The sequence below is a fragment of the Kineococcus sp. NBC_00420 genome (assembly GCF_036021035.1).
In the GTDB taxonomy this organism is placed as follows: domain Bacteria; phylum Actinomycetota; class Actinomycetes; order Actinomycetales; family Kineococcaceae; genus Kineococcus.
In genome coordinates, this window is the sequence record NZ_CP107930.1 from 1,210,504 (window position 1) to 1,234,216 (window position 23,713).

A 23,713-nucleotide genomic window follows, 5' to 3' on the forward strand; every position below is an offset into this window, starting at 1 on the left:
CGCACGGCTCTCCGGGCGACGCCGGGTGTGGATGGTGACTGGTACTGGGAGGGTCGGAATCGACCCGGGCATCTGAACTCATGGCACCTCGAAGCGTAGACGAGGGACCCCGGGCCCGCGGCTGGAGCGGCGGGTCGGATTCGCGGTCACGGCCGGGACCCGAGGGGCCCGGAGACGGCTAACCGGCGTCCTCCGGCTCCCGGGAACGCCGGACGTACCAGGCGGCGAGGAAGTAGAGCCCCGCGGCGGTGAAGGCGATCTTGACGAGCAGCATGAAGGAGCCGCCGTCGTGGACCACGGTCCACGCCAGCGCGGCGAGGGCCAGGTACACGATCCCGGACCGCTTGGACTGCTCGAGGGTCTTCGTCGCCCGCCACCACGGTCGTCGCGCCATGACGACAGTGTGGGGCGTGCCCCGGGGTCGCGACGACCTCGCGGCGGCGCCGGCTCCCCCGACGGGACCCCGACCAGGCTCGACGCGGTGGTCGACGCCGCTCAGGGGTGGGCGCCCGCGGGTCGGGGCCGGCTGAACAGGTACCCCTGGGCCAGGTCGCAGCCGAGCTCGAGAAGGACGTCGCGCTGCTCGGCGGTCTCGACCCCTTCCGCCACGCAGTCCAGCCCCAGGGCGCGCGCGAGGTGCACGCAGGCTCCCGCGATCGCCCGGTCGGCGGGACGATCGACCAGGGACTCGACGAAGGAGCGGTCGATCTTCAGCTCGTGCACCGGGAAGCGCTGCAGGTAGGTCAGGCTCGCGTAGCCGGTGCCGAAGTCGTCGATCGCGATCCGGACGCCCAGGGCCGCCAGGGCGCTCAGCGTGGTCTCGGCCGCGACCGGGTCGGTCATCAGCGCCGTCTCGGTGATCTCCAGGACCAGTTGCGAGGCCGGCACACCGTGCCGAGCCAGCGCCGAGGTCACCAGGAGCATGAGGTCGGGGTCGCTCAGCTGCCGGGCCGAGATGTTGACGCTCATCTGGACGCCCGCGCCGCTCGAGGTCCCGGCCGTGGACTCGGCGGTGGGCTCGGCGTTCCACACCGCGGCCTGCGCGACCGCGGTGTCGAGCACCCAGGCACCGACCTCGCGGATCAACCCGGCGTTCTCGGCGACGTCGATGAACGCGGCCGGGCCGAGCAGCCCCCGGGTGGGGTGCTCCCAGCGGATCAACGCCTCCACCCCGGTGGTCACCCCGTCGACGAGGCGGACGCGGGGTTGGTAGTGCAGACGCAGCTGGCCCTCGGCCAGGGCGGCACGCAGCTCCTGGAGCAGCCGCAGGCGGTCCGCGGTCGCGTCCCCGGCCTGCGGGTCGTGCACGGCCCAGCCGCTGCGGCCGTTGTCCTTGACCCGGTACATCGCGGTGTCGGCCCGGCGGAGGACGTCGTCGGCGGCTCGCGCGGCGTCCCCGTCGGTCGGCAGGGGGTCGGCGAAGGCGATGCCCGCGCTCGCGGAGAGGACGACCTCCACCCCGTGGACGACGACCGGTGCCGCGAGCTCGGCCAGCAGGCGGCGGCACAGGGCGACCGCCTCGTCCTCGTCGCGCAGGTGTTCCAGGACGACGAACTCGTCCCCGGCGAAGCGCGCCACGACCGCGCTCTCGCGCACCGCGGCCCGCAGCCGCGCACCGAGCACCTTCAGCAGTTCGTCGCCGCCGGCGTGCCCGACGCTGTCGTTGACGGCCTTGAACCCGTCGAGGTCCAGGAACAGCACCGTCGCTCGACCCGGCTCGGCCTCCGCGCTGGCGAGAGCGTCGGTCAGGACCGCCTGCAAGCCGGTGCGGTTCAGCAGGCCGGTCACGGGGTCGTGGTGGACCAGGTGCTGCAGGTGGCGTTCGGCGACGGCCCGCCGGGCCTCGGACGTCTCCGCCGTCCGCTTGGAGGCCAGCAGCTCCTGCTCGTAGCGGCGGCGTTCCCGGGCGGCGAAGAGGGCGATCAGGACCGGCCCCGCGCCGGCGGCGGGGGCGCCTGCGTGGTCCAGGGAGGTGGCGCTGAGGAACGCCGCGTGCCGGACGCCCCCCGCGCCCATTACCTGCACGGCGCTCTCGTCGACGCGTCCGGTGGTGGTCAGCTTCGGCAGGCTGTGCGTGGTCCACACGATGCGGTCGCCGACCGGCAGCAGCCGGGCGAACACCGTCCCGACGACGTCCTCGCGCGACAGCCCCGACCACGCCGTGAAGGTGTCGTTCGCGGCCAGGACGAGACCGGTCTCGGGGTCCAGCACGAGGTGGGCGCACGGGGAGTGGCGCCACCACAGCGCTTCCGGCCCGGTGACCGGTTCGATCCAGGTCGCGAGCGCGCGGTCGGTCACGACGGCGGCCCGGAACGGGTCGCACCGGACGCGTCGTGGCGAGCGTGGCGGTCCAGGTGCGCGCGGAGCGCGGCGGCGGTCTCGGCCGGCGCGCTGATGTGCGGGCAGTGCCCGGTGGCCTGCAGCGCCACGAGGTGACCGCGCGGCAACGCCGCGGCCACCGCGGCCCCGACCTCCTCCGGGGCCAGGGCGTCGTGGCGGCACTGCAGCACCAGCGTCGGCTGGTCCACCCGTCCCAGCACGTCCCGGGAGTCGCTGAGGAAGATCGCGCTCGCGAAGGTCGCGGCGGCGTCCGGATGGGTGCCCAGGAAGCTCTCGGTCAGCTCGGCCTCGAGGTCCGGGGACCCGGGGGTGCCCATGACCACCGGCGCCATCGCCGCGGACCAGGCGTAGTAGTTGCTGTCCAGGGACTCCAGCAGTTCGTGGACGTCCTCCAGGCTGAAACCGCCGACCCAGCCGCCCGCGGGGTCGTCGACGTAGCGGGGGGAGGGCGCGAGCAGGGCCAGGGAGGCGAACCGGTCCGGTTGGGCGGCCGCGGCCAGCAGCGCGATCATCGCGCTGACCGAGTGGGCGACCACGTGCACGTCGCGCAGGTCCAGCGCCGCGCAGACCTCCAGCAGGTCCTGGGCGTACCCGCCCAGCTCGGCGTGGCGCTCGTGGTCGAAGTCGGCCAGCCGGGTGCCCCCGGAGCCGGCGTAGTCGAACAGGACGACCCGGTGGTCCTGGAAGAAGGGCAGCAGCCGCGTCCAGGCCAGCTGCCCGGCACCGAACCCGTGGGCCAGCAGCAGCACCGGCCCGTGCGGGTCCCCGACCTCGGTGACGCAGTGCCGGGCCAGGACGGCGGCCGCGTCGGGCACCGTGACCACCGGCTTCGGTGGCGTGCTCGACACGACGCAACCGGCACGCCGGGGCGGGATCGTTCGCGCGGGGTGGTCGGGAGGGGTGGTCGGGTGGTGCACGGGAACCTCACGAGTGGTTGGACGTCCAGGTGATCTCGGCGGGAACCGGCGCCCGGTTGAGCGCGGGACGGCCGGATCACCCCGATGGCCGGTCGTGGGCCGCAGCGCGCGGGTCGATGGGCTCAACGGGCGACCCGGGACCGGGAACGCTTCATGACGCGGGGAAGCTTGCCGAACAGCAAGCATGCCGAAGATGCGTGACCTCTCAATCACCCGCAAGCTCGTCCTCGGGTTCGGGGTGGTGTGCCTCCTCCTGGCCGCGGCGATCGGCCTGGGTCTGAAGACGCTGAACTCCTCGCAGTCCACGGTGTCGGCGATGTCCGGGGTCGTGGTGCCGGGCGTGAAGTACAGCGGTCTGGTCAAGTACTCCTTCGCGCAGAGCCGCCTGGACCTGACGGCGATGGCACTGGCCGTCGACCCGAGCGCGACCGCGGCGGCCCAGGCGGCCATGACCGCCGACGACACCGAGCTGGACGCGGAGTGGAAGGGCTACCTCGACACCTTCCCCGTCTCGACGCAGGCCGACCGGGACTCCTTCCAGGCCGACCTCGCCACCTACCGGGCCGAGCGCCAGGCCCTGGTGACCGCGGCGGAGGCCAACGACACCGCCGGCTTCATCGCCACCCGCGACCGCGACGTCACACCGCTGGCCACGCGGATCAACACGACGCTCGACCGGATCCAGAAGGCCGAGGTCGACAACGCGAACGCCACCGCCGTCCAGGGTGCAGCGGACTACCGCCGGGCCCTCGCCCTCCTCATCGGGTTGGGCGTCGCGGCCCTCGTGGTGGCGATGGTCGTCGCCGCGCTCGTCGCCCGCTCCATCACCCGGCCGCTGGCCCGCACCGCCGCCGTCGTGCGGGGCCTGGCGGAGGGACGTCTGGACCAGCGGGTCGGCTACGAGGCCGCCGACGAGATCGGCCAGCTGGCGGCTGCGGTCGACCGCACCATGGACCAGCTGTCCACGACCATGACCGAGCTCACGTCGACCGCGCAGGTGCTGGCCGGGTCCAGCGAGGAGATGTCCAGCGTGGCCACCCGGCTCTCCGCGGGGGCCGCGGAGACGTCCTCGCAGACCCACGTCGTCTCCGCGGCGACGGAGGAGATCTCGGCGAACATCGGCACGGTGGCCGCGGCCGGTGAGGAGATGACGGCGGCGATCAGCGAGATCGCGAGTTCCACCTCCGAGGCGTCCACGACCGCGGCCGCGGCCGTCGCCGCCGCCGACGGAGCGGGACGGACGCTGGCGCGGTTGTCTGCGTCCTCGCGTGAGATCGGCGACGTCGTCAAGCTCATCACCTCCATCGCGCAGCAGACGAACCTGCTGGCGCTCAACGCCACCATCGAGGCCGCCCGGGCGGGCGAGCTCGGCAAGGGCTTCGCCGTCGTCGCCGGCGAGGTGAAGGAACTCGCGCAGCAGACGGCGCAGGCGACGGAGTCGATCACCGCGCGGGTCGCGGCCACCCAGGCCGACGTGAGCGAGGCGACCGCGGCCATCGGCGAGATCACGGAGGTCATCACGCGGATCGACGCGCTGCAGGCCACCATCGCCGCGGCCGTCGAGGAGCAGTCCGCCACGACGGGCGAGATGGTCCGCAACGTCACCGAGGTCTCCGTGGGCAGCCGGGAGATCTCGGCGACCATCGCCGGCATCGCCGGCGCCGCGGAGCAGACGACCGACGCCGCCGCCCAGACGGCCCAGACCGCCGCGGGGGTGTCCCGCTCGGCCGCCGACCTGCAGCGCCTCGCCGCCCGGTTCACGCTGTGAGGACGACGCCTCGGAACGGGGGGCCCCCCGCGGGACCCCGACCGGCGTCGCGCGGGGGCTTCCCGGTCGAAACGCTTCAGCAGCCTGCTCCGGCGGCCGACGATCCACGGTGATCGGTGACGCGAGCCAGCCTGCGGATCGGACGACCCGGCTCCTGCTGGTGGTCGTGGCGGCGGTCAGCCTGGCGGCGCTGATCGTGCCGCAGCTGCGCACACCCGTGATGCTCGTGGCCGTCTGGACCGCTCCCCTGCTGGTCCTGCGGGGTCGCCACCGGCACCACCGGGGCGCCTGGCCCTGGACGGTCGTCGCCGCGATGCTGACCGCCTGGGCGGGGGGTTTCACGGCCGGGGAGGTGCTCGGCCCGCACCACCCCCTGGTCCTGGTCTGCATGGGGACGGGTCAGCTCCTGGGCGTCGTCGTCGTCGCCCACATGGCGCAGCTGGCCGCCCGCCACCGGGGCCGCGCGGGCGCGAGCAGCCCGGGCGGTGCGCTCGACGTCGTCGTCGTGGTGGCCGTGCTGGTCACCGTCGCCGCCCAGCTCGCCACGCTCGGCACGATGACCCCGTACTTCGTCCTGGTCGCCGGTGTGGACATCGTCCTGCTGGGTGCCCTCGTGAAGTTCATCGTCTCGAGCACCGGCCTGGGCCCGGCCTCGCACCTGCTGCTCGCCGGGGGCCTGTTCTCCCTGACCTACGACCTCTCCACCGCCGTGCACGACAGCCGGCTGGCGGAGACCGGCAGCGCGCAGGGGCTGCTGGGGACCCTCGCGGTGCTGGCGCCGGCGTGCGCCGCGACGCACCCCAGCATGCGGGCGGTCTTCGATCCCGCCACCTTCACCCGCCGCCGGTCCGCCTCCACCGCTCTGCTGGGCCTGCTCCCGCTGGTCCTGGCCCCCGCCGCCCTCGCCTGGATCACCACCGCGCACCACGGCGGTGCGGGCGGCGCGACGCGGGGGCTGCCGCCCTGGGTCATCCCGGTGACCGGCGCCCTCGTGGCGGGCCTCTGCCTGGTGCGCGCGGCCCGCGTGCTGCGGGCCACCGAGCACCTCGCCGAACGCGACCCCCTGACCGACCTCGCGAACCGTCGTGGGCTGGCCAGGGCCCACCAGCAGCGGAGCACACCGGTCGGCCTGCTGCTGCTCGACGTCGACGAGTTCAAGCAGGTCAACGACACCCACGGCCACGACGTCGGTGACCTGCTCCTCCTCGCCGTGCGCGACCGGTTGCTGGCCGCCACCGCGGGTGACGGCGTCCCCGCCCGTCTCGGTGGCGACGAGTTCGTCGTCCTCACCGCACCCGCTCACCTGGACGCCGTCGCGGACCGGCTCCTGCACGCCCTGCGTGCCCCGCTGGTCGTGGGAGCCCTGCAGATCCGGATCGGGGTGAGCATCGGTCTCGCCACGACGGCGACCACCGGGGCGCTCCCCGCCACCGCCGACCTCGCCGAGCTGCTCACCCACGCCGACATCGCCATGTACGCCGCCAAGACCGCCGGTGGTGGACGGGCCGCCACCTTCCACCCCGACATGCGGGCCGAGGTCAGCGCCCGCTACGCCCTGAGCAACGACGTCCGCCAGCTGCTGGCGCAGGACCCCGACGTCGGTCACCTCGAGGTCCACTTCCAACCGGTCGTCGACCTGCTCAGCGGCGACGCCGTCAGCGCGGAGGCGCTGATCCGGTGGCGCCACCCGGTGCACGGTCTGCTCGCCCCCGACGCCTTCCTGGGGTTGGTCGGGAGCAACGACCTCGACACCCAGCTCGACACCGCGGTCCTGCGCGCCACCGTCCACCACCTGCGCCGGTGGCAGGACGAGGGCCGCCCCGTCCTGCCGGTCAGCGTGAACATGACCGGTGCGAGCCTGGACGACCCCGCTCTGGCGACCAGCGTCCTGGCGGTGCTGGCCGACGCCGGGGTGCCCACCAGCTCGGTGCGCCTCGAGATCACCGAGCAGGACGAGGTCGCCGGTGCCGGTCCCGCCGCCGCCTCGCTGCGCGCACTGCGCGACGCCGGGATCCTCGTCCTCCTCGACGACTACGGCACGGGCTACACCTCGCTGGACTACCTGCGCCGCTTCCCGATCCAGGTCCTCAAGCTCGACCGGTCGCTCGTCAGCGCCTCCCCCCGGCCGGACGCCGACGCGATCGGGGCAGCACCGCAGGGCGACGTGCTGGAGCGCTCCGAGATCGTGGCGGCCGTCACCGCCATGGCCGGTCACCTCGGGCTGCAGGTCATCGCCGAAGGCGTGGAGACCACCGCGGAGCGCGACGAGCTCCTCGCGCTCGGCATCCGCTACGCCCAGGGCTACCTCTTCTCCCGTCCCGTCCCCGCCGCGGACTTCGCCGCGCGGTACCTGAGCCACCGCGACGGGTCCACCACCCGCTCCCCGGCGGCCGTCGAGGTGGCGTCGAGCGCCGGGTGAGTCACCGCTCCCCGGCGGCGAGCTGGGCCCGCAGGTCCACCAGACCCCTCGCGTGCACCCGGGGGGAGGTGAACGACGCCGGGTACGGGGTGCCGCGGCGGTCGATCCAGGCCGTGCCCAGCCCCGCCCGCGCCGCCCCGTCCACGTCCCACGGGTGCACGGCGACGAGCAGCGACTCCTCCGCCCGGGCCCCGCTGACGCGCAGGAAGTGCTCGTACGCGGCGGGCGACGGCTTCCACACCCCGACGTCCTCCACCGACAGCACGGCCTCGAACTCCTCCCGCACGCCGGCCGCCGTCAGCAACTGCTCCCCCACCCCGACCGAGCCGTTGCTCAGGGTGAAGAGCCGGTGGCCGTCCGCCCGCAGGCCCCGGACACCGTCGACGACGTCGGGGTGCAGGGGCAGTCGGCCCATCCCGTCCAGCACGTGCTCGACCGCGCTCTCCAGACTGCCGTCCAGACCCGCGGCCGGATCCTTCCGGAGGTCGACGTCGTGCAGCAGGGTCCGCAACGCCTCGGCCCCCAGCTGGGCGAACGGCCGCGCGTCCCCCACCGCGCTCAGGGCGAACCCGTCGCGCAGCACGGTGGCGAACCACAGCGGGGCCCGGTGCGCGGGAGCGCCCACCGCGAGGAACCGCTCGGCCAGCGGAGCGAGGTCGGAGAGCGTCTCGTTGACGTCGAAGACGATCACCGAGGGGGACGGGGTCGGGCTCACGGAGGACTCCTTCACCGGGGACACCGGAGTCATCCTCCGGCCGACGGGCCCCGCGCGCCCGCGACGGGAACCGCCACGCATCCCCCGTGCTCGGGCGATCACCCCGCGTCGCGGTTCCGGGCGATGGGGTGAATCCGGCGCTCGGAGACGTCTGTGCGTCGTCTCAGTTCGCCGATGCGACGCCCACGCGGTCTGATCGAGGCTCATCCCCCACCTGGAGGCACCACATGATCATCCTGGGCATCGTCCTTCTCATCGTCGGTCTGCTCGCCAAGATCTCGATCCTCACCACCATCGGGGTCGTCCTGCTCGTCATCGGCGCGGTCCTGGCCATCCTCGGCGCGGCCGGGCGCGAGATCGCGGGCCGCAAGCACTGGTTCTGAGGTTCCGGCGCCGTCGCCCCTCCGGCGCTCAGAAGCCCGGTCGCGCCTCCGGCGCTCAGAAGCCCGGTCGCGCCTCCGGCGCTCAGAAGCCCGGTCGCGCCTCCGGCGCTCAGAAGCCCGGTCGCGCCTCCGGCGCTCAGAAGCCCGGTCGCGCCTCCGGCGCTCAGAAGCCCGGTCGCGCCTCCGGCGCTCAGAAGCCCGGTCGCGCCTCCGGCGCTCAGAAGCCCGGTCGCGCCTCCGGCGCTGAGAAGCCCGGTCGCGCCTCCGGCGCTCAGAAGAGGGTGTCCCCCAGCAGGAACGTCTCGATCGGCGCGACGCAGCGCCGCGCGGCGCGCAGCAGGGAGTCGTGGCCGCAGCCGCCCGCGACGAGCGCGGTCGCGGTCGGGACGGCCTCGGCCATCGCGAGCGCCGCGGTGCCGAAGTGCCCGGGGCTCCTCTCCCCGAAGAGCAGCAGGGCACGGGCGGGAAGACCGGCGTAGACGTCGGCGGGGCCGTCGAACTGCAGACCGGCGCGGGTCTCGGCGAGGACCTGCGGCAGCCGGGCCGCGGTGGAGCGTCCCCACTCGGTCCGGGCCAGCACCCCGCCGAGCAGTCGCTGCACCCGCTCCGACCGCACGGCCTGCGAGGAGGACCGCAGGTGGCGGTCCAGGTGGGCGAGAGCGAGGTCGGGGGAACCGGTCGCGAGCGCCCGGGCGGCCTGCTCGAGGGCTTCCTCGGGAACCGACCCGTCGATGGGCAGGACCGCGTCGTAGACCGCGACGCGGTCGATGTTGCGTTCCAGCAGCCCGGCCGTGGCGAGCAGGGCGACGAGACCGCCGAGGCCGTGGCCGAGGACGAGCCTCGCTCCGGTGCGGGTCAGCAGCGATCCGAGCAGGGCGACGTCGTCGGCGACGGCGTAGCGCTCCCCGGCGCGGCCGACGGCCTCACGGTCGTAGCGGTGCACGGTGAACCGGGCGCCGAGGCGGTCGGCGAGCTTCGCGTAGTCGCCCGACCCGCGGGCGCCGTGCACGAGGACGAGACCCGGTCCGGCGCCGGAGGTGACGACGTCGACGGGCGAACCGTCCGCCCGCCGCACGCCTTCGAGCATCACGGGGAGGTCACCACCCCGCAGGCAGCGGACGACCCTCGTCGTACCCGGCGGAGGACTGGATCCCGACGACGGCGCGTTCGGCGAACTCGGCCACCGAGCGCGCACCGACGTAGGTGAAGGAGGACCGCACGCCGGAGGTGATCTGGTCGAGGAGGTCCTCGACGCCGGGGCGGGCGGGGTCCAGGTGCATGCGCGAGGAGGAGATGCCCTCCTCGAAGAGTCCCTTGCGGGCGCGCTGGAACGGCGTGTCGGCCCGGGTGCGGGCGGCGACCGCACGGGCCGAGGCCATCCCGAAGCTCTCCTTGTAGGCCCGGCCGGCGGCGTCGTGGGCGAGGTCGCCGGGGCTCTCGTGGGTCCCGGCGAACCAGGAGCCGACCATGACCTGGCTGGCCCCGGCGGCCAGGGCGAGGGCGACGTCGCGCGGGTGCCGGACCCCGCCGTCGGCCCAGACGTGCCCGCCGAGCTCGCGTGCCGCGGCGGCGCACTCGAGGACGGCGGAGAACTGGGGGCGCCCGACGCCGGTCATCATCCGGGTCGTGCACATCGCACCGGGGCCGACGCCGACCTTCGCGATGTCCGCGCCGGCCTCCAGCAGGTCGCGGACGCCCTGGGCGGTGACGACGTTCCCCGCGACGACGGGGACCTGCGGGTCCAGGCCGCGCACGGCGCGCAGCGCCTCCAGCATCTTCTCCTGGTGACCGTGCGCGGTGTCGACCACGATGGTGTCGATCCCGGTGTCCAGCAACGCCTTCGCGGTGGCCGCGACGTCGCCGTTGATGCCGACGGCGGCGGCGATCCGCAACCGGCCGTGGGCGTCGAGGGCCGGGGTGTAGACGGTGGAGCGCAGCGCGCCCGTCCGGGTGAGGGCCCCGACGAGGACCCCGTCGCGCACGACGGGGGCGAACCTGCGGCGGGAGTCGTGCAGCGTGGCGAAGGCGGCCTCGAGGTCGGCCTCGGCCACCGCGGCCTCGATGCTCACGGGTTTCGTGCTCATGACCGTGCCGACCTGGGTGAAGCGGTCGACGTCGGTGCAGTCGGCGGGGGTGACGACCCCGAGGACGTGCCGGTCGGCGTCGAGCACGACGGCGGCACCGTGGGAGCGCTTCGGCAGCAGGTTCAGCGCGTCGGCGACGGTGTCGTGCTCGTGCAGCACGACGGGGGTCTCGAAGACGGGGTGGCGGGCCTTGACCCACGCCACGACCTCGGCGACGACGTCGAGCGGCAGGTCCTGCGGCAGCACGGCCATCCCGCCGCGGCGGGCGATCGTCTCGGCCATCCGGCGACCGGACACGGCCGTCATGTTGGCGACGACGACGGGGATCGTCGTCCCGGTCCCGTCACCGGTGGCGAGGTCGACGTCGAGCCGCGAGGTCACGGTGGACCGCGACGGGGCGAGGAAGACGTCGCTGTAGGTGAGGTCGTGCTCGGGCCGGGAGCCGTCGAGGAAGTGCACGGGCACAGCCTAGGCCGACCCCTCCCTCGCGGAGAGCGTGTGCAGGCCTCGTGCACACAGCGGGCGTCCGGGCCGCGTCCGGGTTCGGCGGCGCCCGGCCGTCCTACCCTGAGCGGTATGAGCATCGGAACCACGTCCGCACCCCAGGGCGGGCAGGGCCAGCAGCCGCCGCGGACGGCCGTCGTCGTCGAGGACGAGCCCACCATCGCCGACGCCGTCGCGCGCCGCCTGCGCGCGGAGGGCTACACCGTCGAGACCGCCGGGGACGGCCCCAGCGGCGTGGAGCTGTGCGAGCGGGTGAACCCCGACGTCGTCGTGCTCGACGTGATGCTCCCCGGTTTCGACGGGCTCGAGGTCTGCCGCCGCGTGCAGGCCGCCCGGCCGGTGCCGGTGCTGATGCTGACGGCCCGCGACGACGAGACGGACAAGCTCGTCGGCCTCGGCGTCGGGGCCGACGACTACATGACGAAGCCGTTCTCGATGCGCGAGCTCGTCGCCCGGGTGAACGGCCTGGTCCGCCGGGTGGAGCGGGCCCGCGCCCTCGTCGGCGCCCCCGTCCCTTCGGCGGAGGCCATGCGCTTCCCCGTCTCCGACGGCGAGCTGGAGATCGACCGCGCGCAGCGCCGGGTCCGCCGCGCGGGCGCGGAGGTGCACCTGACGCCGACGGAGTTCGACCTGCTGGTCTGCCTGGCGGAGTCCCCGCGCACGGTCCTGACCCGCGAGAAGCTGCTCGAGGAGGTGTGGGACTGGGCCGACGCCTCGGGCACCCGGACCGTGGACAGCCACGTGAAGGCGTTGCGCCGCAAGCTGGGCGCCGACCTCGTCCGCACCGTCCACGGTGTCGGCTACGCCTTCGAACCCACCGGCGGTCAGGAGACCTCGTGAGCTCCCGGACGCCCGAACCCCTGCAGGGCACCGGTCTCACCGGTCCGATCCCGATCACCGGCGCGGCGCACGACGCCCGCGCCGGTGCGGCCCGGACGGCGACGCGCCGGCCGTGGCCGGACGTGCGTCCGCTCGACCCGGTCCACTCGATCAAGACGAAGCTGGCCGTGCTGGTGGGGGCCTCGGTGACGGTGGCCGCCCTGCTGGTGTGGAGCGGGCTGCGGCTGGCCGAGATCCACATCGGACCCCGCTACACCCTGCCCATCGCCATCGTCGTGACCCTCGTCTTCACCCAGGTGCTGGCGCGGGGCATGACGTCCCCCCTGCGCGACATGACGGCCGCGGCGCGCGCGATGGCCGGGGGTGACTACTCCCGGCGGGTCCGTTCCACCTCCAACGACGAGGTCGGCGAACTCGCCGACGCGTTCAACCGAATGGCCGAGGACCTCGAGGCCGTCGACCGCGAGCGCCGGGAGCTCGTCGCGAACGTGAGCCACGAGCTGCGGACGCCGGTGTCGGCGCTGCACGCGGTGATGGAGAACCTCGTGGACGGGGTCTCGGAGCCGGACCACGAGACGTTGAACACGGCGCTGGCCCAGACCGAGCGCCTGGGCCGGCTGGTGGAGCAGCTGCTGGACCTGTCCCGCCTCGACGCGGGGGCGGTGTCGCTGGACCGCGAGGACCTGGCCCTGGAGCCCTTCCTGGGTCAGGCGACACGGGCGATGTCGATGACGGGACGCGACGTGCAGTTCGTCCTGGACGTCGAGCCGCGCGGGCTGGACGTCTACGTCGACTCGGCCCGGTTGCACCAGGTGGTGGCGAACCTGCTGGACAACGCGTCGCGGCACTCCCCGCCCGGCGGCAAGGTGTTCGTCTCGGCCCACCCGGTGGGTGAGGCGGGGCAGGTCGTGCGCATCAGCGTGCAGGACCAGGGGCCGGGGATCCCGGACGCCGACCGCGAGCGGGTCTTCGAGCGGTTCCAGCGCGGGAGCGCGCGCACCGACGGCGGGACGGGACTCGGGCTGGCCATCGCGCGCTGGGCCGTGCAGTTGCACGGCGGGACGATCCGGGTGGCGCCGACCCCCGAGGAGGGCGGGTGTCGGATCGACGTCAACCTGCCCAGGGTGATCAATGCGTCACCGGGTGTGACCGAAGCCGCAGCGTCGAGCTGAGGGCGGGCGGCGGGCGCATACCACACGGGGATAGGGTGGAGTAGCGCCCGCAGTCGGATGACAACCTTGAGGAAGAAGGCGACAACGCCGTGCCTCCACAGCCCTCGCACCACGAGGACAAGATCGCAGCGACGTTCGGCCCGAACGAGTGGCTCGTCGACGAGCTGTACGAGCAGTACCTGGCCGACAAGTTCTCCGTCGACGAGGCGTGGTGGGAGTTCTTCGCGGACTACTCCCCCGCGGACAGCCCCGCAGGCACCACCCAGGCCGGCGCGAACGGCACGAGCAACGGGCACGCGAACGGCGCCACGAGCACGACCCCCGCGGTGAGCGCTCCCGCGAAGACCTCGCAGTCCCCCGCCGCGAAGGCCCCCGCCGCGAAGGCCCCGGAGCCGGCACCCGCGGCGAAGGCCCCCGAGAAGGCGGTCGTGGCGCCGGCCCCGCAGCCGACGAAGACCGAACCGAAGGTCGTGACCAAGGACGTGTCCGTCACGGACAGCGCACCCGCAGCCCCCCGCACCGACACGGTGACCCCGCTGCGCGGCCCCGCCGCGCGCGTGGTGAGCAACATGGAGGACTCCCTCGAGGTCCCCACCGCGACGAGCGTGCGCGCGATCCCCGCGAAGCTGCTGGTCGACAACCGCATCGTCATCAACAACCACCTCAAGCGCGCCCGGGGCGGGAAGGTCTCCTTCACCCACCTCATCGGGTTCGCCGTCGTCGAGGCGCTGGCGACGATGCCGTCGATGAACGCGGCCTACACCACGGACGCCAAGGGCAAACCGGCTGTGCTGCAGCCGGCCCAGGTGAACCTCGGGATCGCCATCGACCTCCCCAAACCCGACGGCACGCGGCAGCTGATGGTTCCCGCGGTGAAGGACTCCGGGGGCAAGAACTTCTCGGAGTTCTGGACCGCCTACGAGGACGTCGTGCGCCGCGCGCGTGGCGGCAAGCTCACCGCGGACGACTTCGCCGGCACGACGATCAGCCTCACCAACCCGGGCACGATCGGGACGGTCCACTCCGTCCCGCGCCTGGTGAAGGGCCAGGGCGCGATCATCGGCGTCGGGGCGATGGAGTACCCCGCGGAGTACCAGGGCGCCAGCGAGGAGACCCTGACCCGCCTCGCGGTCAGCAAGGTCATCACGCTGACCTCGACCTACGACCACCGCATCATCCAGGGCGCCGGCTCGGGTGAGTTCCTGCGGATCGTGCACGCGAAGCTGCTGGGCGAGGACGGGTTCTACGACCGCGTCTTCCAGGCGCTGCACATCCCCTACCAGCCGATCCGCTGGACGCCGGACATCTCGATCAGCCACGACGACCAGATCAACAAGACGGCCCGTCTCGTCGAGCTGATCCACGCCTACCGGGTGCGCGGTCACCTCATGGCCGACACCGACCCGCTGTCGTACGAGCAGCGCATCCACCCCGACCTCGAGATCGAGACCCACGGCCTGACGCTGTGGGACCTCGACCGCGAGTTCCCCACTGGGGGTTTCGGCGGCAAGGCGCACATGAAGCTGCGCGACGTCCTCGGGGTGCTGCGCGACTCCTACTGCCGCACCGTCGGCATCGAGTACATGCACATCCAGGAACCGGACCAGCGCAAGTGGATCCAGGACCGGGTGGAACGTCCCTACGCGAAGCCGTCGGCGGCGGAGCAGCTGCGGATCCTGCGCCGCCTCAACGCGGCCGAGGCCTTCGAGACGTTCCTGCAGACGAAGTACGTGGGGCAGAAGCGGTTCTCCCTCGAGGGCGGCGAGTCCGTCATCGCGCTGCTGGACGCGCTGCTGTCCCGCGCGGCGACGAACGGCATGGACGAGGTCTGCCTCGGGATGGCCCACCGCGGTCGCCTCAACGTGCTGACCAACATCGCCGGCAAGAGCTACTCGCAGGTGTTCCGCGAGTTCGAGGGCATGCAGGACCCGCGCACCGTCCAGGGTTCCGGGGACGTGAAGTACCACCTGGGCACCGAGGGCACCTTCACGGGCGAGGACGGCGAGCAGACGAAGGTCTACGTCGCCGCGAACCCCTCCCACCTCGAGGCCGTCGACCCCGTGCTCGAGGGCGTCGCGCGCGCCAAGCAGGACCGGATCAACATGGCGGGCAAGACCTTCCCCGTCCTGCCGGTCCTCATCCACGGTGACGCGGCGTTCGCCGGTCAGGGGGTCGTCGCCGAGACGCTGAACCTCTCCCAGCTGCGCGGCTACCGCACCGGCGGTTCCGTCCACGTGGTCATCAACAACCAGGTCGGGTTCACCACCGCCCCCGCGTCCTCGCGGTCCTCGGTGTACTGCACCGACGTCGGCCGGATGATCCAGGCGCCGATCTTCCACGTGAACGGCGACGACCCGGAGGCCTGCGTCCGGGTGGCGCAGCTGGCCTTCGAGTTCCGCCAGACGTTCGAGAAGGACGTCGTCATCGACATGGTCTGCTACCGCCGCCGCGGTCACAACGAGGGCGACGACCCCTCGATGACGCAGCCGTTGATGTACAACCTCATCGAGAAGAAGCGCAGCGTCCGCAAGGGCTACACCGAGCAGCTCATCGGCCGCGGCGACATCTCCGTCGAGGACGCCGAGGAGGCGTTGCGCGACTACTCCGCCCAGCTCGAGCGCGCGTTCGCGGAGACCAAGGAGTCCAAGTCCGGTCCCGTCGACGGCGACAGCCGCGGTGGGCTGGAGAAGCCGGCCGCGCAGGAGGCCGACGCGCGAACCCCCGCCAAGACCCACCCGACGGCGGTGGACGCGGCGGTGCTCAAGCACATCGGTCAGGTGCAGTCGAACCCGCCCGAGGGGTTCACCGTCCACCCCAAGCTGCGGCAGCTGCTCGACAAGCGCGAGCAGATGTCCACCGACGGCGGGATCGACTGGGGCTGGGGCGAGCTGCTCGCCTTCGGGTCGCTGCTCATGGAGGGCACCCCCGTCCGCCTCGCCGGCCAGGACTCCCGCCGGGGTACGTTCGTCTCCCGTCACGCCGTCCTCACCGACCGCGTCACGGGCGACGAGTGGACCCCGCTGCTCTACCTGGGCCGCGAGGGCCAGGAGCAGGGCAAGTTCTGGATCTACGACTCGCTGCTGTCCGAGTACGCCGCGATGGGTTTCGAGTACGGCTACTCGGTGGAACGTCCCGACGCGCTCGTCCTGTGGGAGGCGCAGTTCGGCGACTTCTTCAACGGCGCGCAGACGGTCATCGACGAGTTCATCGTCGCGGGCCAGCAGAAGTGGGGCCAGCACTCCTCCGTCGTGCTGCTGCTGCCGCACGGCTACGAGGGTCAGGGCCCGGACCACTCCTCCGGTCGCATCGAGCGGTTCCTGCAGATGTGCGCCGAGGACAACATGACCGTCGCGGTCCCCTCGACCCCGGCGAGCCACTTCCACCTGCTGCGCCGTCAGGCCTACGCCCGCCCGCGCCGCCCGCTGGTCGTCTTCACCCCGAAGTCGATGCTCCGACTGAAGGCCGCGCAGTCCTCCGTGGAGGACTTCACCTCGGGGACCTTCCAGGAGGTCATCGACGACCAGGGCGGCCTCGACCCGGCCGCGGTGACCCGGGTGCTGATGTGCTCGGGGAAGGTCTACTGGGACCTCCTCGCCGAGCGCACCGCGCGCCAGGACACGACGACAGCGATCGTCCGCCTCGAGCAGCTCGCGCCGCTCCCGGTCGAGCAGGCCGTCCGCGTGCTCGGGCAGTACCCGAACGCGGAAGCGGTCTGGGTGCAGGAGGAACCGGCGAACCAGGGCGGTTGGTGGCACGTCGCGATGGGTCTCTTCCCGTCGCTGAACGCGAAGCTCCGCCTCGTCTCGCGTCCCGCCTCCGCCTCTCCGGCCGCCGGTTCGGCCAAGCGTCACCAGGCCGAGCAGCGCCAGATCGTCGAAGAGGCGTTCAACCGCTGATCACGGCACCACGCGGCGAACCCCGTCACCCCTCCGGGTGGCGGGGTTCGCCGCGTGGTGCCCGGTGAGCGCAGCGGGGTCCCCGGCAGCGACTATCCTCGGCCTGCCCCGCCAGTCATTCGTGGCACGACCCCCTGATGAGGAGCACTACCCGCGTGAGCGAGGACCTGAAGTGAACGGCCGCTACGACGTGCGGGTGTGCCTCGTCGGCGACGAGTTCGTCACCGGTGTGGGCGACCCCCGCGCCCTCGGCTGGGTCGGCCGCGTGTCGGCCCGCACCCCGCGCGACGACCGCGACATCACCCTCTTCCCGCTCGGCGTGCCGGGCGAGACGACGACGGACCTGAACAACCGCTGGCGCGAGGAGACCTCGCGCCGCTTCGTCGGCGGCGACGAGCACCGCCTCGTCGTCGGCCTCGGCCACGCCGACCTCGACGCCGGGACGACGCTGGCCCGCAGCCGGCTCAACCTGGCCAACGTCCTCGACGAGTGCGAGGCCCGCGGTCTGCCGACCCTCGTCGTCGGCCCGACGCCGGTCTCCGACGCGGAGCGCAACGAACGCATCGGTGACCTCGCCGACGCCTTCGCCGACGTCTGCGCGCGCCGCCGGATCTCCTACGTCGACACCTTCTCCCCGCTCGCCGAGCACGAGGACTGGTACGCCGACCTCGCCGCCTCCGACGGGATCCACCCGGGCCAGGCCGGCTACGGGCTGCTGGCGTGGCTGGTGCTGCACAGCGGGTGGTACGACTGGCTGGGCGTCCCGCAGCCGTGACGGCTCACGCGACGACTCACAGGACCCGGCGCCAGTAGCGCTGCGGCGCTGGGCACCTCCCGGCGCCCAGGACGAGGGAGTTCCGGAACGACAACGCCGACTCGGGTTCGTCCAGCAGCAGCATCCCGACCGGACGCATCCACGCGGCGCCGACCACGTCGAGGAACGACTCCCCGTGGCTCATCTCGTGCAGGTTCGAGTGCGCCGGCGACCCGGCGTCGCGCAGGAAGCTGTAGAAGCGGTGCATCGTCTCCGCGCGCAGGAAGAACACCTCCCGGGCCCTCGCGACGCCGCGCACGACCTCCAGCCGGGACCCGAGGCTCGAGGCGTCCACGGCGGCCTCCGCCCGACCGGGGGCGTGGCGGCGCAACCCGCCCTCGGCGTGGACCTCGAGGGCCTCGGCGATCCCCTCGACCAGCGTCGACTTCCCCGCCCCGTTCTCCCCGACGAGGAACGTCACCCCGGCGGGCAGGTCCAGGCCCTCGGTGAGCAGTTGTGTCACAGCGGGTATGGAGTCCGGCCACGCAGTGCCGTCGATCTCGGCATCCGGGCGACGGTGGACACGGCGTACGAGTCGCGGACCTCTCGGCATGGTCCAAGATTGCCCGGTGCCCCAACTCCTGCTCGGACCGATCCTGCGCCACGTCGATGCGACGGGAGCCACGGTCTGGGTGGAGGTCGACTCCCCCGGGTCCGTCACCGTCGACGTCACCCTGCCCGACGGCTCCACCGTGCGGGGCGGGGACCGGACGCTGAGCCTGCACGGGCACCACTTCGCCCTCGTCGTGGTCGACGGGCTGCCGACGGGCCAGTCGCTGCCGTACACCGTCAGCGTCGACGACGTGGGCGTCTGGCCGCTCGTGGGGTCCTCGTGGCCCGCGTCGTGGATCAGCACCCCCGCGCCTGGGGACGAACTGCGCCTCGCCTTCGGGTCGTGCCGCCGCGCCGGGGACGACGGGGAGGAGTCCACGGCCCTCGTCGGGGTCGACGCGCTCTCCGCGCTGGCCCGGCGGATGGTCGACCAGCCCGAGACGCCGCGCCCGGACCTGCTGCTCTTCGTCGGCGACCAGGTCTACGCCGACGACCCCAACCCCGGGATCGTCGACCGGCTGCGCGAGCGCAACGAGGGCCGCCCCGAGGGGGCGCGCGAGGTCCGCGACGAGATCGGGGACTTCGAGGAGTACACCTGGCTCTACCACGAGACCTGGGGCCCGGAGGCGGTCCGCTGGCTGCTCTCGACGGTCCCGACCTGCATGCTGCTCGACGACCACGACCTGCGCGACGACTGGAACACCTCCGACGTGTGGCGTCGCCAGGTCAGCGAGCGGCCGTGGTGGGAGGACCGGGTCAAGGGCGCGTTCGCGAGCTACTGGATCTACCAGCACCTCGGCAACCTCTCCCCGAAGGACCTCGCGCAGGACCGGCTCTGGCGCGTGCTGCGCGACATCGAGGACGACACCGAGCGCGACGCGGTCCTCGACGAGTTCGCCGCGACCGCCGACGCGGACCCCGCCAGCGCGCGCTGGAGCTTCTCGCGCGACCTCGGCGCGACCCGGCTGGTGGCCATCGACTCCCGCTGCGCGCGCCGCCTCGACCCGGACGACCGGCACATCACCGACGCCCAGGAGTGGGAGTGGGTGCGCGCCCAGGCCCTCGGCGTGGACCGCGAGGAGCCGGTGCAGCACCTGCTGCTGGCCACCACGCTGCCCGCGTTCCTGCTGCACGGGATCCACCACGCCGAGACGTTCGACGCGGCCGTCGCCGACGGCCGCTGGGGCGCCCGGGCCGCGGCGTGGGGCGAGAAGCTGCGCCAGGCCGCCGACCTGGAGCACTGGGCCGCCTTCCACCGCTCCTTCGTCGAGCTGGTGACGCTGCTGGGCGAGGTGGGCCGGCGCGAGCAGCCCCCCGCGAGCGTCCTGCTGCTCTCCGGCGACGTGCACTGCAGCTACACCGCGCAGGTCCACGTCCCCGGGGTGGACGCGGGACGCACCGCGATCCACCAGCTGGTGATGTCGCCGTTCCGCAACCCGCTGGAACGCGGGATGAAGGTCGCGAACCGGATCCTCGACCGCGCGCCCGTCCGCGGGTTCATCCGCGGGCTGGCCCTGTTGGCCGGGGTGCGCGAGCCCGACGTGCGCTGGGACGTCGAGCACGGACCGTGGTTCGACAACGGCGTGATGACCGTCGTGCTCGACCCCGACGGCCCCGCCGGGGTCGAGGTGGACCACGCCGGGCGCAGCCAGGGCCTGCCGCGCCTGCGCCGGACGCTCACCCGGTCGTTGCGCGCCGTGTGACAAGTGCGTTACGAACGGGCGCGGCACCGGACACGGTGCTTCATCCCCCGGCCACGTGGTCCACACTGTGTCCGCTCGACACCCGCCAACGGAGGTTTCCCGTGCCCGTTCGTCCCACCGCCCGCCGCCCGTTCCTCGGGGCCCTCGGTGCCCTGGCCGTCCTCGGTCTGACCGCGACCGGCTGCGGGTCGGACTCGCTCTCGCCCAGCGGCTCCTCCTCCTCCACCACCAGCTCCGCGGCCGCGAGCGCGACCGGCAGCGCCGACGCCGCGCTGAAGGCGATGCTGCCGCAGTCGGTGCAGGACTCCGGCACGCTGAGGGTCGGCACCAACGCCGAGTACGCGCCGAACGAGTTCCTCGACGGCGACACGGTCAAGGGCATGGACATCGACGTCCTCAACGCCGTGGCCGCCAAGCTGGGCGTGAAGGTGGAGTACTCCAACGCGAGCTTCGACTCCCTCATCACGGGCGTCACGAGCAACCGCTACGACATCGCCATCTCGTCGTTCACCATCAACGCCCAGCGCCTCGGGCAGGTGAACATGGTCCAGTACTACAACGCCGGCACCCAGTGGGTCGTGGCCAAGGGCAACCCGGACGGCATCGACCCCGCCAACGCCTGCGGCAAGACCGTCGCGGTGCAGTCGAACACCACCCAGTCCGACGACGACCTGCCGGTCCGCATCAAGGCCTGCACCGACGCGGGCAAGCCGACCATCACCGTCCTGTCCTTCGACTCCCAGGAGGACGCGACGACCGCCGTCGTCCAGGGCCGTGCGGCCGCCATGCTCGCCGACTCCCCGATCTCGGCCTACGCCGTCAAGCAGACCGGTGACAAGCTGGAACTCGCCGGGGACATCTACGACGCCGCGCCCTACGGCATCGTCACCCCGAAGGAGCAGACCTCCGAGGCCGACGCGATCTCGAAGGCCCTCACCGCGATCGCCGCCGACGGCAGCTACAAGGCCGCGCTGGACAACTGGGGTGGCGCCTCGGGTGCGGTGACGGAGTTCCCGGTCAACCCCTCCGTGTCGTGAGCACGAACTCCGCGGAGGAACGTCCCGGACGGATCGACGCCGTCGAGGTCCGGCACCCCTGGCGCTGGGTCGCGATCGCCGTCGTCGCCGTCCTGGCGCTCATGCTGGTGCACCTGCTGGCGACGAACGACTCGTTCGACTGGCCCTTCACCCTGCAGGTGATGAACCAGAACATCGTCATCCGCGGTTTCCTGGTGGGGACGTTGTTCACCACCGTGTGCGCCATGGTCATCGGTGTGCTCGGCGGGGTGCTGCTCGCGGTCCTGCGACTCTCGGACAACAAGGTCCTCTCCGGCGTCGCGTGGGCGTTCACCTGGTTCTACCGGGCCATCCCGCGCTACGTGCTGCTCTCGATCACCGGCGGCATCGGCGCGCTGTTCGCGACGGGGTTCTCGATCGGGTTCCCCTTCGACTTCCTGCTGACCCACTGGTTCGGGACGCCGGACCTGCGGCTGCTGACCGTCAGCCAGACGACGCTCTTCGCCCTGTTCGGCAGCGTCTTCGGCGGCATCGTCGGACTCGGGTTGTCCGAGGCCGCCTACATGGCCGAGATCGCCCGGGCCGGGCTGCTCAGCGTCGACGAGGGCCAGCACGAGGCGGCCGCGGCGCTGGGAATGTCGAAGCGCCTCTCGATGCGGCGCATCGTGCTCCCGCAGGCGATGCGCGTCATCGTGCCGCCCACGGGCAACGAGGTCATCGCCATGCTCAAGGACACCTCGTTGCTCGCGGCGATCCCCGTCCAGGCCGAACTGTTCTTCCGGGTCGGCCAGATCAAGAACCAGACCTACCAGGTGATGGCGGGCAACATGGCGGCCGTCCTGTACTACCTCATCGCGACGTCGATCCTCATGGTCGGCCAGTACTTCCTGGAACGCCGGTTCGGTCGCGGCTACGGCGGCCAGCCCCGTCGTCGCCCGGCCGCCGCGGGCGTCTCGCTGGGGCCGGGGGGTGCGAAGTGAGCACCCCGCTCGTCAAGGCGCTGAACGTCTCGAAGGCGTTCGGCCACGTCGAGGTCCTCAAGGGCATCGACCTCGAGGTGAACTCCGGTGAGGTCGTCTGCCTGCTCGGCCCGTCGGGTTCGGGCAAGACGACGTTGCTGCGCTGCATCAACTCCCTGGAACGCATCGACGGTGGCCGGATCTGGGTCGACGGCGACCTCGTCGGCCTGGAGGAGCGCAACGGCCGGCTGCACCGGCTCACCGACAAGCGGATCGCCGCCCAGCGCCGCGACATCGGCATGGTGTTCCAGCGGTTCAACCTCTTCCCGCACCTGACCGCGCTGGAGAACGTCGTCGAGGCCCCCATCAAGGTCCGCGGTCTGAGCCGGAAGCAGGCCCACGAACGCGCCGACGTCCTGCTGGAACGGGTCGGCCTGGCCGACCGGGCGCAGAACTACCCCTCGCAGCTCTCCGGGGGGCAGCAGCAGCGGGTCGCCATCGCCCGGGCGCTGGCGATGCAGCCGAAGCTCATGCTCTTCGACGAGCCGACCTCGGCGCTGGACCCGGAACTCGTCGGCGAGGTCCTGCAGGTCATGCGGGAGCTCGCCGCCGACGGGACCACGATGGTCGTCGTGACCCACGAGGTCGCGTTCGCCCGCGACGTCGCCGACCAGGTCGTCTTCATGGACGGCGGGGTCGTGGTGGAGCGCGGCACCCCGGCCGAGGTCATCGGGAACCCGAAGGAGGAACGCACCCGGACCTTCCTGGCCCGGATGCGCGCCCATCAGGACGACTGAGGCAGGACCCGGAAGAACTCCCGCAGGCTCGCGGCGACGAGTTCCGGGGCACCGGCGACTCCACCGGTGACGGACGACCGGTCCTCCCACACGACCCGACGGGCGTGCGGGAGGGCCGCCGCGAGCGCGTCCATCCCAGCGGGCAGCGGAGGACGGCTCCGCTCCCCCTGCGCCAGCAGGATCGGCAGGTCGAGGTCGGCCAGCACCGACCACCGGGTGGTGTCGACCTCGTCGGCGGCTAGGGCCTCGAGGTCGTGGGTCCAGCCCACGGCCTCGCGGGCGGCGGCCACCGGATCCGGGTCGGCCAGCGTCGACAACGCGGCCAGGACGGGTTCCGGGGTCAGGGTGACCTCCCGGGCGAACAGGTCGGCGGCGGCGCGGAAGTCGCGGTCGGCGACGAGGCCGCGGTAGCGGGTGAGGACCCCCTGCAGGTGCGGACCGACCAGCAGCAGCGGCGGCTCGATCACCGTCAGCGAGCGGATCCCGGCGGGTTCCGCCAGGGCCGTGTGCAGGGCGAGGCTCGCGCCGTAGCCGACCCCGACGAGGTGGACGTCGGACTCGGTGACCGCGCGGATCGTGGCCAGCAGGTCGTGGACGTCGTGCACCTCCTGGACGAAGGTGCGGGTGCCCCGGGCGTCGGGACTCGGTGGGTACCCGCGCCGCGCGCAGCGCCACACCTCGAAGTCGGGCAGTGCCCGGGCGAGCGGGGCGAAGGTGTGCAACCCACCGCCCGACCCGTGCAGGGCGAGCACCGGTTCGCCGGTTCCCGTCCGGCGCACGGCGAGGCCGGCGATGCGGTCCGTCGTCAACGTGTCCACACGAGTGAGCGTGCCA

19 protein-coding genes are annotated in these 23,713 nt (G+C 72.9%); 11 read left to right on the top strand and 8 right to left on the bottom strand.

The annotated features are described in order from the left end of the window. Nucleotides 1–178: 178 nt before the first annotated feature. The 3 genes from OG218_RS05915 to OG218_RS05925 all read right to left on the bottom strand — a co-directional run bounded on the left by OG218_RS05915 (nt 179) and on the right by OG218_RS05925 (nt 3,188). Nucleotides 179–394 carry a hypothetical protein gene (locus OG218_RS05915; RefSeq protein WP_328292276.1) on the bottom strand — a complete coding sequence of 72 codons (216 nt, stop codon included), beginning with the start codon at nt 392–394 and terminating at the stop codon, nt 179–181. A 101-nt stretch (nt 395–495) separates the two neighbouring features. After that, nucleotides 496–2,298: a putative bifunctional diguanylate cyclase/phosphodiesterase gene (locus tag OG218_RS05920; RefSeq protein ID WP_328292277.1), complete on the bottom strand. Its 1,803-nt coding sequence runs from the start codon at nt 2,296–2,298 to the stop codon at nt 496–498. Next, nucleotides 2,295–3,188 carry an alpha/beta fold hydrolase gene (locus OG218_RS05925; RefSeq protein ID WP_328292278.1) on the bottom strand — a complete coding sequence of 298 codons (894 nt, stop codon included), beginning with the start codon at nt 3,186–3,188 and terminating at the stop codon, nt 2,295–2,297. Before OG218_RS05925 ends, OG218_RS05920 begins: the two co-directional genes overlap by 4 nt. 262 nt (nt 3,189–3,450) lie before the next feature. Between OG218_RS05925 and OG218_RS05930 the strand changes: the two genes are divergently transcribed. Beyond that, nucleotides 3,451–5,025: a methyl-accepting chemotaxis protein gene (locus tag OG218_RS05930; protein WP_328292279.1), complete on the top strand. Its 1,575-nt coding sequence runs from the start codon at nt 3,451–3,453 to the stop codon at nt 5,023–5,025. Nucleotides 5,026–5,134: 109 nt separating this feature from the next. Then, entirely contained in the window at nt 5,135–7,444 is a 2,310-nt protein-coding gene (locus OG218_RS05935) for a putative bifunctional diguanylate cyclase/phosphodiesterase (protein WP_328292280.1), read from the top strand. Nucleotide 7,445: 1 nt separating this feature from the next. Here OG218_RS05935 and OG218_RS05940 read toward each other — a convergent pair whose 3' ends face one another. Continuing rightward, complete coding sequence (locus tag OG218_RS05940) at nt 7,446–8,159, bottom strand: haloacid dehalogenase type II (protein ID WP_328292281.1); 714 nt, start codon at nt 8,157–8,159, stop codon at nt 7,446–7,448. 227 nt (nt 8,160–8,386) lie between these two features. Between OG218_RS05940 and OG218_RS05945 the strand changes: the two genes are divergently transcribed. After that, on the top strand, nt 8,387–8,542 hold the full coding sequence (locus tag OG218_RS05945) for a hypothetical protein (protein ID WP_328292282.1): 156 nt from the start codon (nt 8,387–8,389) through the stop codon (nt 8,540–8,542). Between the two features lie 271 nt (nt 8,543–8,813). Here OG218_RS05945 and OG218_RS05950 read toward each other — a convergent pair whose 3' ends face one another. Together OG218_RS05950 and OG218_RS05955 are read right to left on the bottom strand one after the other, a co-directional pair. Next, nucleotides 8,814–9,629, bottom strand: a complete 816-nt coding sequence (locus tag OG218_RS05950) for an alpha/beta fold hydrolase (protein WP_328296220.1) — start codon at nt 9,627–9,629, stop codon at nt 8,814–8,816. Nucleotides 9,630–9,639: 10 nt separating this feature from the next. Then, entirely contained in the window at nt 9,640–11,085 is a 1,446-nt protein-coding gene (locus OG218_RS05955; protein ID WP_328292283.1) for a GuaB1 family IMP dehydrogenase-related protein, read from the bottom strand. A gap of 117 nt (nt 11,086–11,202) precedes the next feature. On the opposite strand from OG218_RS05955, the gene OG218_RS05960 reads away from it, so the two are divergent. The 4 genes from OG218_RS05960 to OG218_RS05975 all read left to right on the top strand — a co-directional run bounded on the left by OG218_RS05960 (nt 11,203) and on the right by OG218_RS05975 (nt 17,813). Continuing rightward, nucleotides 11,203–11,970 (top strand): response regulator transcription factor, encoded by a 768-nt coding sequence (locus OG218_RS05960; protein WP_328292284.1) that lies wholly within the window; start codon nt 11,203–11,205, stop codon nt 11,968–11,970. Further along, complete coding sequence (locus OG218_RS05965; RefSeq protein WP_328292285.1) at nt 11,967–13,142, top strand: HAMP domain-containing sensor histidine kinase; 1,176 nt, start codon at nt 11,967–11,969, stop codon at nt 13,140–13,142. Before OG218_RS05960 ends, OG218_RS05965 begins: the two co-directional genes overlap by 4 nt. A gap of 89 nt (nt 13,143–13,231) precedes the next feature. Further along, nucleotides 13,232–17,038 (top strand): multifunctional oxoglutarate decarboxylase/oxoglutarate dehydrogenase thiamine pyrophosphate-binding subunit/dihydrolipoyllysine-residue succinyltransferase subunit, encoded by a 3,807-nt coding sequence (locus tag OG218_RS05970; protein WP_328292286.1) that lies wholly within the window; start codon nt 13,232–13,234, stop codon nt 17,036–17,038. 172 nt (nt 17,039–17,210) lie between these two features. Then, nucleotides 17,211–17,813 (top strand): GDSL-type esterase/lipase family protein, encoded by a 603-nt coding sequence (locus OG218_RS05975; RefSeq protein ID WP_328292287.1) that lies wholly within the window; start codon nt 17,211–17,213, stop codon nt 17,811–17,813. A 16-nt stretch (nt 17,814–17,829) separates the two neighbouring features. Here the strand turns inward: OG218_RS05975 and OG218_RS05980 are convergent, their stop codons facing one another. After that, on the bottom strand, nt 17,830–18,315 hold the full coding sequence (locus tag OG218_RS05980; RefSeq protein ID WP_328292288.1) for an ATP-binding cassette domain-containing protein: 486 nt from the start codon (nt 18,313–18,315) through the stop codon (nt 17,830–17,832). 106 nt (nt 18,316–18,421) lie between these two features. Here OG218_RS05980 and OG218_RS05985 point away from each other — a divergent pair, with 106 nt between their 5' ends. From OG218_RS05985 to OG218_RS06000, 4 genes are all read left to right on the top strand, one after another. Next, the gene (locus OG218_RS05985) at nt 18,422–20,107 is read left to right on the top strand and encodes a DUF7800 domain-containing protein (protein WP_328292289.1); all 1,686 of its coding nucleotides are present in this window, start codon (nt 18,422–18,424) and stop codon (nt 20,105–20,107) included. A gap of 101 nt (nt 20,108–20,208) precedes the next feature. Then, entirely contained in the window at nt 20,209–21,144 is a 936-nt protein-coding gene (locus OG218_RS05990; protein ID WP_328292290.1) for an ABC transporter substrate-binding protein, read from the top strand. Then, the gene (locus OG218_RS05995) at nt 21,141–22,103 is read left to right on the top strand and encodes an amino acid ABC transporter permease (RefSeq protein WP_328292291.1); all 963 of its coding nucleotides are present in this window, start codon (nt 21,141–21,143) and stop codon (nt 22,101–22,103) included. The genes OG218_RS05990 and OG218_RS05995 overlap by 4 nt, the downstream gene beginning before the upstream one ends. After that, nucleotides 22,100–22,879 (top strand): amino acid ABC transporter ATP-binding protein, encoded by a 780-nt coding sequence (locus tag OG218_RS06000; protein ID WP_328292292.1) that lies wholly within the window; start codon nt 22,100–22,102, stop codon nt 22,877–22,879. Before OG218_RS05995 ends, OG218_RS06000 begins: the two co-directional genes overlap by 4 nt. On the opposite strand, the gene OG218_RS06005 is transcribed toward OG218_RS06000, so the two are convergent. Next, nucleotides 22,867–23,697 carry an alpha/beta fold hydrolase gene (locus OG218_RS06005; RefSeq protein ID WP_328292293.1) on the bottom strand — a complete coding sequence of 277 codons (831 nt, stop codon included), beginning with the start codon at nt 23,695–23,697 and terminating at the stop codon, nt 22,867–22,869. The two genes, OG218_RS06000 and OG218_RS06005, sit on opposite strands and share 13 nt — an antisense overlap. Nucleotides 23,698–23,713 lie beyond the last annotated feature (16 nt).

Coding starts and splice junctions, on each gene's coding strand:
- OG218_RS05945 (WP_328292282.1), top strand. CDS start 8,387: ATGATCATCCTGGGCATCGTCCTTCTCATCGTCGGTCTGCTCGCCAAG.
- OG218_RS05915 (WP_328292276.1), bottom strand. CDS start 394: ATGGCGCGACGACCGTGGTGGCGGGCGACGAAGACCCTCGAGCAGTCC.
- OG218_RS05960 (WP_328292284.1), top strand. CDS start 11,203: ATGAGCATCGGAACCACGTCCGCACCCCAGGGCGGGCAGGGCCAGCAG.
- OG218_RS05950 (WP_328296220.1), bottom strand. CDS start 9,629: ATGCTCGAAGGCGTGCGGCGGGCGGACGGTTCGCCCGTCGACGTCGTC.
- OG218_RS05930 (WP_328292279.1), top strand. CDS start 3,451: ATGCGTGACCTCTCAATCACCCGCAAGCTCGTCCTCGGGTTCGGGGTG.